This window comes from Vibrio phycocola, assembly GCF_053850235.1.
In genome coordinates this window covers 146420-162385 of record NZ_JBSQDJ010000007.1, presented here as the reverse complement: position 1 = coordinate 162385, position 15966 = coordinate 146420, and the positions used below count along the sequence as shown (strand labels likewise).

Genomic DNA, 15966 nt, shown 5'->3' with positions numbered 1-15966 from the left:
TTAGCGCTCCTTACAATACTTCTGGAGCCAGTGAGACGATTTTCATGAATTTCGCATTGCGAAGTTCACGCGTCACTGGACCAAAGATACGTGTGCCGACAGGTTGCTCTGTAGTGTTGTTCAACAATACGCAAGCATTACGGTCGAAGCGAATGACAGAACCGTCAGGACGACGTACGCCTTTACGGGTGCGAACTACCACCGCCTTCAGTACATCACCTTTTTTTACTTTACTGCGAGGAATTGCTTCTTTTACAGTAATTTTGATGATGTCACCGATATGTGCATAACGACGGTGTGAGCCACCCAGAACCTTAATACATTTTACGCTGCGGGCGCCTGAGTTATCAGCTGCGTCCAGCATACTTTGCATTTGGATCATGTTAGTGCTCCGCTAAATATTAAAACTAGACCCATCACGGGTCGGGCTGCCCTTAAAAAGGGACGCGAATTGTAACACCCTTTATCGTGATTGGGTAGTCTAAAAACAAACGGCCCCGAAATTAATAGGGGCCGTTTTCGTTTTTGTAGAAAAATCAATTACATTTTAGCTTTTTCTACAACTTTAACCAATGTCCAAGACTTAGTCTTAGACAATGGACGGCACTCTTTGATTTCAACGGTATCGCCTAAGCCACAGTCGTTGGTTTCATCGTGTGCGTGTACTTTTGTAGTGCGTTTAATGAACTTGCCGTAAATTGGATGTTTTACGACGCGCTCAATTGCAACAACAATAGATTTATCCATCTTGTTGCTAACAACACGACCAGTTTGAGTACGAATTTTGTCGCTCATTATGCGCCTGCCTTCTCAGTCAAAACCGTTTTAACACGTGCGATATCACGGCGAACAATTTTCAGAGTATGCGTTTGCTGTAATTGTCCAGTCGCAGCTTGCATGCGCAAGTTAAACTGTTCTTTCAGCAAATTCAGTAGCTCTGCGTTTAGCTCATCAACGCTTTTCTCGCGTAGATCTTGTGCTTTCATCACATCACCTGCTTAATTACGAAAGTAGTCTTGAACGGCAGTTTAGCAGATGCAAGAGCAAATGCTTCACGTGCCAACTCTTCAGGAACACCGTCCATTTCGTACATTACCTTTCCAGGTTGGATTTGGGCTACCCAGTACTCAACGTTACCTTTACCCTTACCCTGACGAACTTCAAGCGGCTTTTCTGTAATCGGCTTATCTGGGAATACTCGAATCCAGATTTGACCTTGACGTTTCACGTGACGAGTCATAGCACGACGTGCTGCTTCGATTTGGCGAGCAGTTAGACGACCACGGCCAACCGCTTTCAAACCAAATGTACCAAAGCTTACTTCAGTACCTTTCGCTAGACCACGGTTACGACCTGTATGAACCTTACGGAACTTAGTACGTTTAGGTTGTAGCATCTATCGACTCCTTACTTCCGGCCTTTACGCTGCTTCTTAGGCTTGTCAGCCTTTGGCTCTACTGCATTAGCTGCTGGCATTCCACCAAGGATTTCTCCTTTGAAGATCCAAACTTTAACGCCGATCACACCGTATTGAGTGTGAGCCGAAGAAGTTGCGTAATCAATGTCTGCACGTAGAGTATGTAGAGGTACACGACCTTCACGATACCACTCAGCACGTGCGATTTCAGCGCCGCCTAAACGACCACTTACTTCCACTTTGATACCTTTAGCGCCTAGACGCATAGCATTTTGTACCGCGCGCTTCATAGCACGACGGAACATAACGCGACGCTCTAGCTGAGACGAGATGCTATCAGCCACTAATTGACCGTCAAGCTCAGGCTTACGTACTTCAGCGATATTGATTTGTGCTGGTACACCTGCAATTTTAGCTACAGCTGTGCGTAGCTTCTCTACGTCTTCCCCTTTCTTACCGATAACAACGCCAGGGCGAGCAGTGTGAACAGTCACACGAATGCTTTTTGCTGGACGCTCAATAACGATGCGTGAAAGAGATGCGTTTTTCAATTCCTTAGTTAGGAATTGACGTACCTTGAAGTCGCCGTCTAGGTTGTCAGCGAACTCTTTGGTATTAGCAAACCATGTGGAATTCCAAGGCTTAATAATGCCGAGACGAATGCCATTTGGATGTACTTTCTGACCCATTGCTTATCTCCTAGTCCCTTAACGATCTGCTACAACAACAGTGATGTGGCTCGAACGCTTCAAGATACGATCCGCACGACCTTTAGCACGAGGCATAATACGCTTCATGATAGGTCCCTCATCTACGAAGATTTTAGCGACATTAAGATCGTCGATATCTGCACCTTCGTTGTGTTCCGCATTGGCGATTGCCGATTCTAGAACTTTCTTAATTAATACAGCAGCTTTCTTGTTGCTGAATATTAAGATTTCTAGAGCCTGATCAACCGATTTTCCACGGATTAAATCTGCAACTAAGCGAGCTTTCTGAGGAGAAATGCGAGCAAAGTTATGTTTAGCTACTGCTTCCATTATCTACTCCTATTTCTTCTTAGCTTTCTTATCTGCAGCATGGCCGCGGTAAGTACGAGTTGGTGCGAATTCGCCCAGTTTGTGGCCAATCATTTCTTCAGTCACAAATACTGGAACGTGCTGACGACCATTATGGACAGCGATGGTCAAACCGATCATTGTTGGAATGATCATTGAGCGACGGGACCAAGTCTTAATAGGCTTTTTGTCTCCGCTTTCCACCGCTTTCTCTACCTTCTTCAGCAAGTGTAGGTCAATAAATGGACCTTTCTTGAGAGAACGTGGCATGGCTTATCCTCTTTAATAGATTACTTATTACGACGACGTACGATGTACTTGTCGGTGCGTTTGTTCTTACGAGTCTTGTAGCCTTTAGTTGGCATACCCCATGGAGATACAGGGTGACGACCACCAGAGGTACGGCCTTCACCACCACCATGTGGGTGATCAACTGGGTTCATTACCACACCGCGGACGGTAGGACGAACACCACGCCAGCGCGAAGCACCAGCTTTACCAAGCTCACGTAGCATATGCTCAGAGTTACCAACTTCGCCGATTGTTGCACGGCACTCAGAAAGAACTTTGCGCATTTCACCAGAACGTAAACGGAGTGTTGCATATGAACTGTCGCGAGCGACTAGTTGAGCATATGCACCCGCAGAACGAGCTAGCTGTGCACCTTTACCAGGCTTAAGTTCAACACAGTGAATTGTAGAACCCACTGGGATGTTACGCATCGGCAGAGTGTTACCTGCTTTGATTGGCGCATCAACACCAGACTGGATTGCATCACCAGCTTGAACACCTTTTGGTGCAATAATGTAACGACGCTCACCGTCTGCGTACAGAACTAGAGCTATGTTAGCGCTACGGTTTGGATCGTATTCTAGACGCTCAACTTTCGCTGGAATGCCATCTTTTGTACGTTTGAAATCAATAACACGGTAATGGTGCTTATGACCACCACCTACATGACGTACAGTAATACGACCGTTATTGTTACGACCACCATTCTTAGAGTTTTTCTCTAGAAGAGGTGCGTATGGCTTACCCTTGTGTAGGTCAGCGTTAACAACTTTAACGACGTGACGACGACCAGGGGAAGTCGGCTTACATTTAACAATAGCCATTTTTCAACTACTCCTGTTATTCCGCACCGCCAACGAAGTCAAGATCCTGACCTTCTTTCAAAGTCACATACGCTTTCTTAACGTCGCTACGGCGACCTTGGCGTTGACCTTGACGTTTGGTCTTACCCTTAGTGATAAGAGTATTTACAGATTTAACTTCAACTTCGAATAGCTGTTCTACAGCTGCTTTAATCTCATTCTTAGTCGCATCTAATGATACTTTGAAAACGATAGTGTTCGCTTTCTCAGCAGTCATTGTTGCTTTTTCTGAGATATGTGGAGCACGTAAAACTTTTAGTAGACGCTCTTGTTTGCTCATCCTAGCATCTCCTCAACTTGCTTAACTGCAGCAGCAGTCATTACAACTTTGTCGAACGCGATTAGACTTACTGGATCAACACCAGCAACATCACGAACGTCAACTTTGTACAGGTTACGAGCCGCTAGAAATAGATTTTCGTCTACTTCACTAGTCACGATAAGAACATCGTTTAGCTCAAGCTCTTTTAGCTTAGCTACTAGCTCTTTTGTTTTTGGTGCTTCAACTGAGAAGTTATCAACAACGATTAAACGCTCTTGACGAACTAGCTCAGAAAGGATGCTTTTCATAGCACCACGGTACATTTTTTTGTTAACTTTTTGACTGTGATCTTGTGGTTTCGCAGCAAAAGTAACACCACCTGAACGCCAGATAGGGCTACGAATAGTACCAGCACGTGCACGGCCAGTACCTTTTTGACGCCATGGTTTAGCGCCGCCGCCAGAAACTTCTGAACGAGTCTTTTGAGCACGAGTACCTTGACGAGCACCTGCTGCATACGCAACAACTACTTGATGAACAAGGGATTCGTTAAACTCACGTCCGAAAGTAGTTTCGGAAACAGTTAGTGCATCAGCACCTTTAACTATCAATTCCATTACTTACTCCTAGACGTTATGCTTTCACAGCAGGTTTGACGATCACGTTAGCGCCAGTTGAGCCTGGTACTGCACCTTTAATAAGAAGCAGATTGCGCTCAGCGTCAACACGTACGATGTCCAAGTTTTGAGTCGTAACACGCTCAGCACCCATGTGACCTGACATTTTCTTGCCTTTAAACACGCGACCTGGAGTCTGACATTGACCGATAGAACCAGGAGCACGGTGAGACAATGAGTTACCGTGAGTCATATCTTGAGTACTGAAATTCCAACGCTTAACTACGCCTTGGAAGCCTTTACCTTTCGATGTACCAGTAACGTCTACTTTTTTTACTTCATTGAACAGTTCAACAGTTAGTTCTGAACCAACTTCAAACTCTTCGCCGTTTTCTAAACGGAATTCCCAAAGACCGCGGCCTGCTTCAACACCTGCTTTCGCAAAGTGACCAGCTTCAGGCTTAGTTACACGGTTAGCTTTCTTAGTACCAGCAGTTATTTGGATTGCTGCGTAGCCATCATTTTCAAGTGTTTTAACTTGAGAAATACGGTTCGCTTCAACTTCCACAACTGTAACTGGGATAGAAACGCCTTCTTCGGTAAATACGCGGGTCATACCCACTTTACGTCCGACTAGACCAATCATTATTCCTATCTCCCTTAACCTAGGCTGATTTGAACATCAACGCCAGCAGCTAGATCTAGACGCATCAAAGCATCAACAGTTTTATCTGTTGGCTCAACGATGTCGATTAGACGTTTGTGAGTACGAATTTCATACTGATCACGGGCATCTTTGTTGACGTGTGGAGAGATAAGAACAGTAAAACGCTCTTTACGAGTAGGCAGTGGAATAGGACCACGAACCTGTGCGCCGGTACGCTTAGCTGTTTCAACGATTTCCGCTGTAGAAGCATCGATTAGTTTGTAATCGAACGCTTTAAGGCGGATACGGATACGTTGGTTCTGCATGAGACAGAGCTCCAATTGTTAAATAATTACACAAACAATATCGCCACTCATACACACAAAAGTGAGAGAATGCCGATTGATTTATGTGAAACCGTAGCACCCAGATTGGGTACATTGTCAGCTAATAGATGATTAACTCTATTGAGTTAAATTTTAATTAACTGCGAACATAAGCTGAGTATACATTACTAGGCAGTGCCTACTCCTCGCTGCTCATTGGTTCACAACTGACTTAAGCCAGTGCGCTGCATTATACAGATCGAGTAAGAGGTTGCAAGCAGTGTTTAATAAATAATCGAAACATTAAGCACTGCTTGATTTTATAGGTAGGTGAACTAAGAAAATCGACTATTTCAAGCGTTGGCGCACAGCCTCAAATAGGCAAACCCCTGTTGCCACAGATACATTTAAGCTCGAAACACTTCCTGCCATTGGAATTTTAATTAGATCATCGCATGTTTCACGAGTAAGGCGGCGCATACCATCCCCCTCTGCGCCCATGACGATAGCCAAAGAACCGGTCAATTTTGCCTTATACACATCATGTTTCGCTTCACCAGCCGTACCGACAAACCAAACTCCTTGTTCCTGTAAGGCTCTCATTGTTCGAGCTAAGTTCGTCACACGAACCAACGGAACGGTTTCTGCCGCACCGCACGCAACTTTTGAGACAGTAGCAGTCATTGGTGCAGACTTATCCTTCGGCACAATCACAGCAGCAACGCCAGCCGCATCTGCATTACGCAAGCAAGCTCCTAGATTATGTGGGTCCGTGACACCATCTAACACCAGCAGCAGTGGGTTTTCATGTTGCGCTATGATGGCATCAAGATCGTGCTCATTAAGGTTTTTTGCGGGTTTGACTCGAGCAATCACTCCCTGGTGATTTGCTCCTTGAGCTTTATCATCCAAAGCTTTTCGCCCCATCTGTTGTACAGATATGCCTAAGCGCTGTAATTCGTTGAGTACCGGCAATAAGCGGTCATCTTGGCGCCCTTTTAATACAAACGCCTCAATAAAACGTTCAGGGGATTTGGCTAGTACTGCATTAATGGCATGGATACCATAAATAAATTCATTACTCATTTGCTACCTTAGTTACGACTTTGGTTTACTGCGAGACGCTTTGACTCTGGATTTCTTTTTACGAGCTTTACTCGCTTTGCTTTTTCGGCTGCGTTTTTTATCTGTGTCGCTCGTCGTCTCATCTGGCCGTTTGGTTGGCTCGACTAACGCTCGTGCTTTTGTTGGGTTTTTCGCCACTTTTTTACCACGGGCTTTTATACGAGCTTCCTCTGCGCGTTTCTTTGCTGTTTTACCCGCGCCACGCAGTTTACGGCTCGTTTCGACTAATTCAAAGTCAATATGTCGTTCATCTAGGTTTACCGCCGCCACTTTTACTTTGACTGTATCGCCAAGTCGATAAATATTACCAAAACTCTCCCCTATTAAGCGCTGGCCGATTGGGTCGAATTGATAGTAGTCGTTGGCCAAACTCGATATATGCACTAGTCCGTCGATATGATATTCCGTTAAGCGAACGAAGAAACCAAAACCTGTTACATTGGCTATGACGCCATCAAGTACTTCACCGACATGGTCTTGCATGTATTCACATTTTAGCCAGTCGCTTACTTCTCGAGTCGCATCGTCAGCACGACGTTCAGTCATTGAGCACTGTTCTCCAAACCCATCCATATCATCAAATGAATAGTGATATCCGCCCGTTGGAGTCCAGTGATTTGTGGTTGTGCCTTCTTTTTTCGCGATAAGATACTTAATTGCTCTGTGAAGTAATAAGTCGGGATAACGGCGAATTGGCGAGGTAAAGTGGCCATAACGTTTTAATGCTAAACCAAAGTGACCCACATTATCTGGACTATAAACGGCTTGTTTCATCGAACGCAGCAGCATAGTTTGAATCAATTCTTTATCCGGACGCTCAATGACTTGCTTCATTAAATCGGCATAGTCCGTCGGTGAAGGTTCTAGCCCCCCCGTTAGATTCAAACCAAGCTCACCTAAAAAGTCACGAAATCCGGTTAGCTTTAATTCCCCAGGGGTTTCGTGAATCCGATATAATGCGGGCTCTTTTGCTTTTTCCACTAAGGAAGCCGATGCGATATTAGCCAGGATCATACATTCTTCGATAATCTTGTGAGCATCATTACGTTCAACCGGTTCTATACGGTCAATTTTTCTTTCAGCATTAAATATAAATTTGGTTTCAACCGTTTCAAACTCAATTGCGCCGCGTTTTTCCCTAGCGACTTTAAGTACGTTATACATGCGATAAAGTTCATTGAGATGAGGAATCAATGGCTGATATCGCTCTATCAACTCTTCATCCCCTTCCAAAATAGCGCCAACCTTATTGTAGGTTAAGCGAGCATGAGAATTCATTACCGCTTCATAATGTTTATAGCCAGATAGTTTCCCTGATGCGGAAATGGTCATTTCACATACCATACATAGACGGTCTACCTGAGGGTTAAGCGAACATAAGCCGTTCGATAGAACCTCTGGTAGCATAGGGACAACTTGTGAAGGAAAATAAACCGAGTTACCTCGATTAATCGCTTCTTTATCGAGTGCAGTATTTGGGCGAACATAATGACTGACATCGGCAATCGCTACCCATAAACGCCATCCACCACCTTTCTTAGCTTCGCAGTATACCGCATCGTCAAAATCACGAGCATCTTCACCATCAATGGTGACTAAGGGAAGCTGACGAAGATCGACTCGCCCTTCCTTTGCTTCTTCAGGAACGTCTTCGCCGAATTTCTGAATTTGTTCTTCGACTGCTTGAGGCCATGTCTCCGGAATTTGATGAGTTCGGATCGCAATTTGCGTCTCCATTCCTGGTGCCATATTCTCCCCAAGAACATCGATAACTTTGCCCATCATTCCACGAGAACGGCTTCCTCGATCAGTAATTTCAATCACTACGACATTCCCCATACGGGCTGTTGCACGCTCTTCATTTGGAATCAAAATGTCATGATGAATTCGTGAGTCGTCGGGGACAACATAAGAAAACCCTTGTTCGAAGAAAAAACGGCCCACAATCTGCCCGTTTCTCTCTTCAAGAATTCTAACTAAACGCCCTTCTTTGCGCCCTTTTTTGTCGGTACCTGAAGGTTGAACTAAGACGAAGTCACCATGTACTAAGGTTCTCATTTGATGATGTGCTAAGACAATATCATTATCCCGACCAGTTGCACCTTCTGGACGTACCCACCCATACCCATCTTTATGACCAATGACGTAGCCTTTGATCATCTCAAGTTTTTCAGGAAGTGCGTAACATTGGCGACGAGTAAAGACCAACTGCCCATCTCGCTCCATTGCCCGTAAACGACGACGCAACCCTTCGTAATGGTCTTCACCTTCAAGCTTTAATGCTTCGAAAATATCATTTCGATTCATCGGAACCTTTGCTTTACGCAAAAACTCAGTAATAAATTCACGGCTCGGAATTGGGTTTTCGTAATTACTTGCTTCGCGGTCAGCAAATGGGTCGTTTTGAATTGAGTCAGACATAAGTCAGTCCTAAAATAGAGAGGAGAGCTGTTCATAATGTGCATTAGATGTTTTCTCAACATTCCAATGCTTATATTTATTATACTAGTGCTATGTGACTGTTTCTCTAAAAATTAGTCATTATCAAATATTAAATGCAAAAAAGGCCATTTTCTTCGGAAAAATGGCCTTTTTAAGAAAGTAATCATGACATTACCAGAATGTTTCTCGCATTTTTGCACGAGATACAATATTTTGTGGCATACGTAACTCCAATCCTTGTCGTAACAATGCAATCCTTTTATGGAGTCGAGAATCTGCAGTCACGGAATGATAAAGCCAACGGTACGCGTCTTCATAGTCAAGTGGGCTCCCATAATCACGAAGCAACAATTCTGCTAACTGAATACGGGCATTTAAGTTCCCCATCGCAGATGCTTCTCTAAAGTACGGTATTGCACGCTCTTTATCTTGTTGTACCATAATGCCCTGAGCATAATATCGACCCAGTTGTTCGAGTGCAGTATCTAACCCTTGATGCGCTGCCGATTCAATATAATACAAGCCCAAATCAACATCTTGATCCACACAAACACCCGAAGCCAGCATATCACCATATAAAAACTCGTAGGAAGGTAAGCTTACACGTGTCGCACGCGCTACAATATCTTCCACTAACTGGCAATGATCAGCTTTCACTCGTTCTAGGTGCTTATTTTTCTCAATTAATTTGAGTAGTTCAGCCTCAGAATAGATTGGTACTGGTGCGCCAACATCAGCCACGTTAGCGTACGATGTCGACAACACAAACAACAATGATATTGAAGCCGCTACCGTTCGTAGCTTCATATAAGTACTCTTCATTCAATGTCATTGTCAAAAACAATGACGTAGATTTTTGTCCATCCAAAAAGGAACTCGACCTGAATAGAGTATCGGCAATAACGCCTATCACTTTAGAGAAAAGTGATCGTTATTTAAACAGTGACGATTGTTTAATAAATATAGCATATCAATACAAAAAAAAGCCGACTAAGAAGCCGGCTTTCACTATGTTTACTTAAATAACGTTTAGTTAATAAATCTAGACGCTAAATGGGTGTACTTTGATAATGGTTTCGATACGATCTGGACCGGTAGAAATGACATCAATTGGAGTACCTGTCAGCTCTTCAATGCGCTTAACATAATCTAATGCAGCTTGAGGAAGTTGTTCCAAAGTTGTCGCTCCAAACGTACTTTCAGTCCAACCAGGTACCGTTTCATATATTGGAGTAACATCATCAAACGCATCGGCAGCCATTGGTGAAACCGTTGCAACTGAACCATCTTTCATTTTATAGCCGGTACAAATTTTGATCTCTTCCAGTCCATCAAGAACATCTAATTTGGTTAGGCAGAAGCCTGTTATCGAGTTAATTTGAATTGCTCGACGCATTGCAACCGCGTCAAACCAACCACAACGACGCTTACGACCTGTTGTTGCACCAAACTCAGCCCCTTTAACACCAAGGTGGTTACCAACTTCATCATCTAACTCTGTTGGGAATGGACCAGAACCAACTCGAGTACAGTAAGCCTTAGCAATACCAAGGATATAACCTAAATGGCGAGGGCCAAAACCAGAACCAGCAGCAACACCGCCAGCAGTTGTGTTTGAAGAAGTAACATACGGATAGGTACCGTGATCAATATCTAACAATGTACCTTGTGCGCCTTCAAACATGATTTTATCACCACGCTTACGTGCTGCATCGAGTTCATCAGTGACATCGATAATCATAGAAGTCAAAAGATCAGAATAGCCCATAGCTTGTTCTAGAACTTCTTCGTAATTCACTGGTTCAGCTTTGTAATAATTTACAAGCTGGAAGTTATGGTATTCCATGACTTCTTTTAGCTTTTCAGCAAAGGAGGCTTTATCAAATAAATCGCCAACACGTAGACCACGGCGAGCAACTTTATCTTCATAGGCTGGACCAATACCACGTCCTGTTGTGCCAATTGCTTTGTTACCACGAGCAATTTCACGAGCTTGATCAAGTGCAATATGGTACGGAAGAATTAGTGGACATGCTTCAGAAATGAAAAGACGATCTCGAACTGGAATACCACGAGCTTCTAGAGGTTCCATCTCATTAATCAATGCATCTGGTGAAAGTACGACACCGTTACCAATGATGCACTTCACGTTGTCGCGGAGAATACCCGACGGAATTAAGTGAAGAACGGTTTTTTCACCGTCAATAACCAAAGTATGACCTGCATTATGACCACCTTGATAACGCACAACATATTTCGCGTCTTCAGTGAGCAGATCTACAATTTTCCCTTTACCTTCGTCACCCCATTGGGTGCCTAAAACAACTACGTTATTTCCCATCGTTCCAAGTCTGATAGCTAGTTAAAAATGGATTCTAGCATCGAATTACATGAGTTGCAGTCATTTTTTGAGCATAAATAGAGGTAGAAAAATAACTAATTGATCTGGCATAAATATTTACTCGAAGTCTAAAGTTTAAGACGAGAAGCGGCATAATCAACCATTTGACTAGTTATTTGAATAGATTGCTAATTTCAATTCTCCAGTACGGTCGATGGAAGCACGGTACATCCCTGAAGAATTTAATGAAAAGTGAATCTTCCCTTGCGCATCAATGGCAATAACGCCTCCCTCACCACCAATGTCACACAATTCTCCATGAAGGACAGCATCGCATGCTTCAGATACATCTTCTTTTAAATAACGCATGCGAGCCGCAATGTCAGCGGTAACACAATGACGAATAAATGCCTCTCCCATACCCGATGCTGATAATCCAACCAATTTATTCTCAGCATAGGTGCCAGAGCCAATTAAAGGTGAGTCACCTATTCTTCCATATTTTTTGTTGGTAACGCCGCCAGTGCTTGTTGCCGCAGCAAGGTTCCCATATTGGTCCAATGCTACCGCTCCAACGGTTCCAAACTTCTTGTCATCTGGGTACTTAGATTCTGACAACGCAAACAGACCTTTTGCCTTCATTGATTGAAGTTGCTGATATCGACGCTCAGTAAAAAAGTAATCCTGTTCGGTATAGTCGTAGCCCAAACTGAACGCAAACTCTTCAGCTCCTTTTCCAGCTAATAGAACATGTGGCGTTTTTTCCATCACATCTTTCGCTAATTCAACCGGATTTCTAATGTGTTTTACACCTGCGACAGCTCCTGCTTGACGTTGATCTCCCAACATCACCGCGGCGTCCATCTCTACCATTTCTTGATGAGTTAATACCGCACCATGCCCTGCATTAAAATGAGGACTATCTTCTAAACATTTAACCGCACTCACGACGGCATCAATTGCAGTACCACCTTGGTTGAGAACAGAATGACCAGACGTTACAGCTAGAGTGAGGGCTCGTTCTATCTCTTGTTGTAACTCCTTGCTCATCATACTTGGTTCAATCGTGCCGGCTCCACCATGGATTGCGATAGAAAAAGGGGTTTGCATCACATCAATACTCTTAAAGTAAGTTAAATCAAAAACACCTACCAAAAAGGTAGGTGTTTAAATAATTAATTTGTAGAGACAGCCAAAGTCCTCTTAGTGACTTCCACAACCACCGCCACCACAGCATTCATGTTCTTTACCTTCATCATGACCTTTTCCGCCACAACATTCGTGGTCGTCGCCTTTGTCTCCGCCGCCACAACAGCCTTCACCATGATCTTGACTGTGAATATGACCATGAGCAATTTCTTCTTCGGTACCTTCACGCATTGCTACAACTTCAATATCAAACGTTAAGGTTTTTCCAGCAAGCATATGATTGCCATCAACCACGACTTCGTCGCCATCAACTTCGGTAATCTCAACAGGAACCTGACCTTGGTCTGTGTCTGCCATGAAGCGCATACCAACTTCAATAGTATCAACACCATGGAATACATTTGCAGGAACACGTTGAACTAGTGCTTCATTATAGTCGCCATATGCACCTTCAGGTTCAATAACGGCAGTAAATTTATCACCAACCACTTTACCAACCAATTCTTTTTCCAAACCAGGAATTAGGTTGTTAAAGCCGTGTAAGTATTCAAGTGGCGCGTCTGCTGTTGACTGGTCTAATACCACGCCATCATCAAGTTTTAGTTGGTAGGCTAAGCTAACCACTACATTTTGTTCAATTTTCATATCGGCTCCAAGGCATCAAAAGCATCAGTCAAAGTTGAGATGCAAATTTATATACGTACATATTATGGGGATCTTAATCAGAAACTCAATTACTCTGGCTTAAAAATACCAATCATTGATTGATCGCTATGAGCTGTTTTCTCCATATTTTGTGGTGTTCGCTGTTCTACATAGTCACATTCAACACATTCTACGTGTTCAATATTATTCTCTTCCCACCAACGTAAAGAATCGGTCGCTTCACATTTAGGGCATCGAGCTCCAGCAATAAAACGTTTTTTCATTATTTACCCCTGCTCCTTATCCCATTCATCTCTAGCTTGATGGTCTTTTTCCATTTCTCGACCAAAAATAGCTTCTAGCTCTTTTCTTGCTTCTTTTGTTCTAATCGAAAATTGCTTCTCTTCACCTTGTTGAGGTAATAGCTCTTTTAACATGGCATTATCCAATCGACGAAAATGCCCTTCAGCACGCTTTGCTTGATAAGGGTGCATACCGAGCGCAACAAGGGTTTCACGCCCTAAATCCAACGCTCCACGAAACGTCTCTCGAGTATATCCATCTACACCGAGATTAATCAATTGATGCGCTTCTACTCTACTACGAGCACGAGCTAGAACCTTAAGACGAGGATAGTGTTGTTTACATAGCTCAACTATTTTTACTACTTCATCGGGTATATCTGTACAAATAATAATTGCTTCTGCGTTTGCTGCACCCGCTGCACGCAACAGTTCGACATTACTCGCATCACCATAAAAGACTTTATACCCGAACTTTCTTAGTAATTTGATCTGACTTGCATCACTTTCTAATACGGTCACTTTAATTTTATTGGCAAACATGAGACGGCCTATAATTTGGCCAAAGCGTCCAAAGCCAGCAATTATGACACGTGGCTCTTCGTTCGATACATCTACTTCAAGATCACTTTTAGGACCATTTAAATTTCTGGCATACCATCGTTTTTGCACATTTAAAATGAGTGGTGTCGTCACCATAGACAAGCTCACAACAACGAGTAGAAACGATACTTGAGACTGCTCTAGTAACCCATCTGCTTGAGCTGCGGTAAATATGACGAAGGCAAATTCACCACCTTGACTTAAGATTGCTGCCATCGAACTTCGTGCTTTAGAGCGAGTGCCAAATAAGCGTGCTAATAAATAGAGAGTTAAACCTTTTATTGAAACTAAAACCACTACGGCAGTTAAAATTTCGAGCGGATGTTGTAAAAACAGCCCGAGGTCAACAGCCATTCCCACAGCAATAAAAAACAAGCCTAAAAGTAAGCCTTTAAATGGTTCGATTGCGATTTCTAATTCATGACGAAACTCTGACTCCGCCAATAGCACTCCTGCCAAAAACGTTCCCAATGCCATCGATAAACCCAATGATTGCATTAGGATTGAAATACCAATCACCAAGAGCAAGGCCGCCACCGTAAACAGTTCTCGAACTCGGCTTGATACAATATAGCTAAAGAGTGGACTCAGTAAAAAGTGTCCCCCAACCAACAGTCCAACAATCCCACAGATCATCCATATACCATCAACCCATGTACCACCAGAGCTACCTGCCAATACAGGTAATAAAGCTAGAATAGGTATTACAGCTATATCTTGAAATAGAAGGACCGCAAACCCCGATTGGCCAGTTTCACTACGCTCAAGTTCTTGTTCTTCAATGACCCGTAGTGCAATCGCTGTTGAAGACATCGCCAGCCCCATTCCAATCACCAAACTCGTCTGCCATGGGATATCAAACATTCTTACAATGCAGGCTAACAACGCACTGGTAACAACGACTTGCGCACCTCCTAAACCAATAATGGGACCTCGCATCTGCCATAGTTTTTTCGGATTAAGTTCCAAACCAATCACAAACAGTAGCATCACGACACCAAACTCACCGAAGTGGAGAATCTCATCAACGTCGCTAATTAATCTCAGCCCCCACGGCCCAATGGCAACCCCTGCAAGTAAATAACCCAGTACCGAACCAAGTCCAGCTCGTTGGGCAAGTGGAACAGCAACAACCGCTGCAGTCAGAAAGATTGCTCCACTTTGAAGAAGATCACTGGTTTCTGCCGCCATACTACTTATCCTCTACTTTCATTGGTTCGCATAACCAACGGCGATACTTTTCTGCATGTTCGTAGCGCAAAACATCAGAGATATTCCTTGCATAATACAGCACGAGAGGTTCCAACCAATTCATACAACACAATGCTGCCGTCAATTCAAATGGCTGTAAAATTTCTTCCAAGGGATATTTGTTATACCCTTTTTCATCGAATGCGGTACGTTTCCCACCAGCAGAAATCACACTGCGCCAATATTTTCCTTTTAATTCCGTTTTAGAACCAAAAGCAAAGTCTTTACTGAGAACCCTATCCATCCATTCTTTTAACAAAGCCGGACACGAATACATATAAAGTGGGTGCTGAAAAACGATTACATCATGCTCAAGTAACAATTTTTGTTCTGCGGCTACATCAATAAAAAAATCAGGATAGATTGCATAAAGGTCATGAACTTTTACATGTTCCAGATGTTTTATTGATTTCAACAGCAGGTGATTGACCACCGAATTTTGTGGTTCAGGGTGAGCCACTATGACTAAAATTTTGGGGCGAACTAATGACGAAGTATTGGAAGTCATCTTGCTTTCTCACACTGATTCTATTTTGAAATTACATTATCAATCATAACTCATATTGGTTTGTGATCGACATTTATCCTCATTCCACCTACTATTCTGGGCAGATTATTACTTAATTTA

Annotated in this window: 21 protein-coding genes; all 21 read right to left on the bottom strand. The window is 43.3% G+C overall.

Going from position 1 to position 15966, the window contains the following annotated elements:
* Positions 1 to 10: 10 nt before the first annotated feature.
* The 21 genes from rplN to kefG all read right to left on the bottom strand — a co-directional run bounded on the left by rplN (position 11) and on the right by kefG (position 15846).
* On the bottom strand, positions 11 to 382 hold the full coding sequence (gene rplN / locus ACWU4D_RS12085) for a 50S ribosomal protein L14 (protein WP_456051688.1): 372 nt from the start codon (positions 380 to 382) through the stop codon (positions 11 to 13).
* Between the two features lie 158 nt (positions 383 to 540).
* On the bottom strand, positions 541 to 795 hold the full coding sequence (rpsQ, locus tag ACWU4D_RS12080; RefSeq protein WP_456051687.1) for a 30S ribosomal protein S17: 255 nt from the start codon (positions 793 to 795) through the stop codon (positions 541 to 543).
* Positions 795 to 986 (bottom strand): 50S ribosomal protein L29, encoded by a 192-nt coding sequence (gene rpmC / locus ACWU4D_RS12075; protein WP_456051686.1) that lies wholly within the window; start codon positions 984 to 986, stop codon positions 795 to 797. The genes rpsQ and rpmC overlap by 1 nt, the downstream gene beginning before the upstream one ends.
* Positions 986 to 1396, bottom strand: coding sequence for a 50S ribosomal protein L16 (gene rplP / locus ACWU4D_RS12070; RefSeq protein ID WP_456051685.1), 411 nt, complete (start codon positions 1394 to 1396; stop codon positions 986 to 988). Before rplP ends, rpmC begins: the two co-directional genes overlap by 1 nt.
* A gap of 11 nt (positions 1397 to 1407) precedes the next feature.
* Positions 1408 to 2106, bottom strand: coding sequence for a 30S ribosomal protein S3 (rpsC, locus tag ACWU4D_RS12065; RefSeq protein WP_456051684.1), 699 nt, complete (start codon positions 2104 to 2106; stop codon positions 1408 to 1410).
* 18 nt (positions 2107 to 2124) lie between these two features.
* Positions 2125 to 2457, bottom strand: a complete 333-nt coding sequence (rplV, locus tag ACWU4D_RS12060) for a 50S ribosomal protein L22 (RefSeq protein ID WP_456051683.1) — start codon at positions 2455 to 2457, stop codon at positions 2125 to 2127.
* 9 nt (positions 2458 to 2466) lie between these two features.
* Positions 2467 to 2745, bottom strand: a complete 279-nt coding sequence (rpsS, locus tag ACWU4D_RS12055) for a 30S ribosomal protein S19 (RefSeq protein WP_004736729.1) — start codon at positions 2743 to 2745, stop codon at positions 2467 to 2469.
* Between the two features lie 20 nt (positions 2746 to 2765).
* Positions 2766 to 3590, bottom strand: a complete 825-nt coding sequence (gene rplB, locus ACWU4D_RS12050; RefSeq protein WP_456051681.1) for a 50S ribosomal protein L2 — start codon at positions 3588 to 3590, stop codon at positions 2766 to 2768.
* A 16-nt stretch (positions 3591 to 3606) separates the two neighbouring features.
* Complete coding sequence (gene rplW / locus ACWU4D_RS12045; protein WP_456051680.1) at positions 3607 to 3909, bottom strand: 50S ribosomal protein L23; 303 nt, start codon at positions 3907 to 3909, stop codon at positions 3607 to 3609.
* Positions 3906 to 4508 (bottom strand): 50S ribosomal protein L4, encoded by a 603-nt coding sequence (gene rplD / locus ACWU4D_RS12040; protein WP_456051679.1) that lies wholly within the window; start codon positions 4506 to 4508, stop codon positions 3906 to 3908. The genes rplW and rplD overlap by 4 nt, the downstream gene beginning before the upstream one ends.
* 16 nt (positions 4509 to 4524) lie before the next feature.
* Positions 4525 to 5154, bottom strand: coding sequence for a 50S ribosomal protein L3 (rplC, locus tag ACWU4D_RS12035; protein WP_456051678.1), 630 nt, complete (start codon positions 5152 to 5154; stop codon positions 4525 to 4527).
* A gap of 14 nt (positions 5155 to 5168) precedes the next feature.
* Complete coding sequence (gene rpsJ / locus ACWU4D_RS12030; protein ID WP_001181007.1) at positions 5169 to 5480, bottom strand: 30S ribosomal protein S10; 312 nt, start codon at positions 5478 to 5480, stop codon at positions 5169 to 5171.
* A 348-nt stretch (positions 5481 to 5828) separates the two neighbouring features.
* Positions 5829 to 6566, bottom strand: coding sequence for a 23S rRNA (guanosine(2251)-2'-O)-methyltransferase RlmB (gene rlmB, locus ACWU4D_RS12025; protein WP_456051677.1), 738 nt, complete (start codon positions 6564 to 6566; stop codon positions 5829 to 5831).
* A 12-nt stretch (positions 6567 to 6578) separates the two neighbouring features.
* Entirely contained in the window at positions 6579 to 9026 is a 2448-nt protein-coding gene (gene rnr / locus ACWU4D_RS12020; protein WP_456051676.1) for a ribonuclease R, read from the bottom strand.
* 192 nt (positions 9027 to 9218) lie between these two features.
* Positions 9219 to 9854, bottom strand: coding sequence for a flagellar protein MotX (gene motX / locus ACWU4D_RS12015; RefSeq protein ID WP_456051675.1), 636 nt, complete (start codon positions 9852 to 9854; stop codon positions 9219 to 9221).
* Between the two features lie 235 nt (positions 9855 to 10089).
* A complete protein-coding gene (locus ACWU4D_RS12010; protein WP_456051674.1) occupies positions 10090 to 11388 on the bottom strand; it encodes an adenylosuccinate synthase in 1299 nt (432 codons plus the stop codon).
* 168 nt (positions 11389 to 11556) lie between these two features.
* Entirely contained in the window at positions 11557 to 12498 is a 942-nt protein-coding gene (locus ACWU4D_RS12005; RefSeq protein ID WP_456051767.1) for an isoaspartyl peptidase/L-asparaginase family protein, read from the bottom strand.
* A 93-nt stretch (positions 12499 to 12591) separates the two neighbouring features.
* Positions 12592 to 13182: a peptidylprolyl isomerase gene (gene slyD / locus ACWU4D_RS12000; RefSeq protein WP_456051673.1), complete on the bottom strand. Its 591-nt coding sequence runs from the start codon at positions 13180 to 13182 to the stop codon at positions 12592 to 12594.
* A gap of 89 nt (positions 13183 to 13271) precedes the next feature.
* Entirely contained in the window at positions 13272 to 13466 is a 195-nt protein-coding gene (locus ACWU4D_RS11995; protein WP_456051672.1) for a YheV family putative zinc ribbon protein, read from the bottom strand.
* Between the two features lie 3 nt (positions 13467 to 13469).
* Positions 13470 to 15278, bottom strand: a complete 1809-nt coding sequence (gene kefB / locus ACWU4D_RS11990) for a glutathione-regulated potassium-efflux system protein KefB (RefSeq protein WP_456051671.1) — start codon at positions 15276 to 15278, stop codon at positions 13470 to 13472.
* A gap of 1 nt (position 15279) precedes the next feature.
* Positions 15280 to 15846, bottom strand: a complete 567-nt coding sequence (kefG, locus tag ACWU4D_RS11985; protein WP_456051670.1) for a glutathione-regulated potassium-efflux system ancillary protein KefG — start codon at positions 15844 to 15846, stop codon at positions 15280 to 15282.
* Between the last annotated feature and the right edge of the window lie 120 nt (positions 15847 to 15966).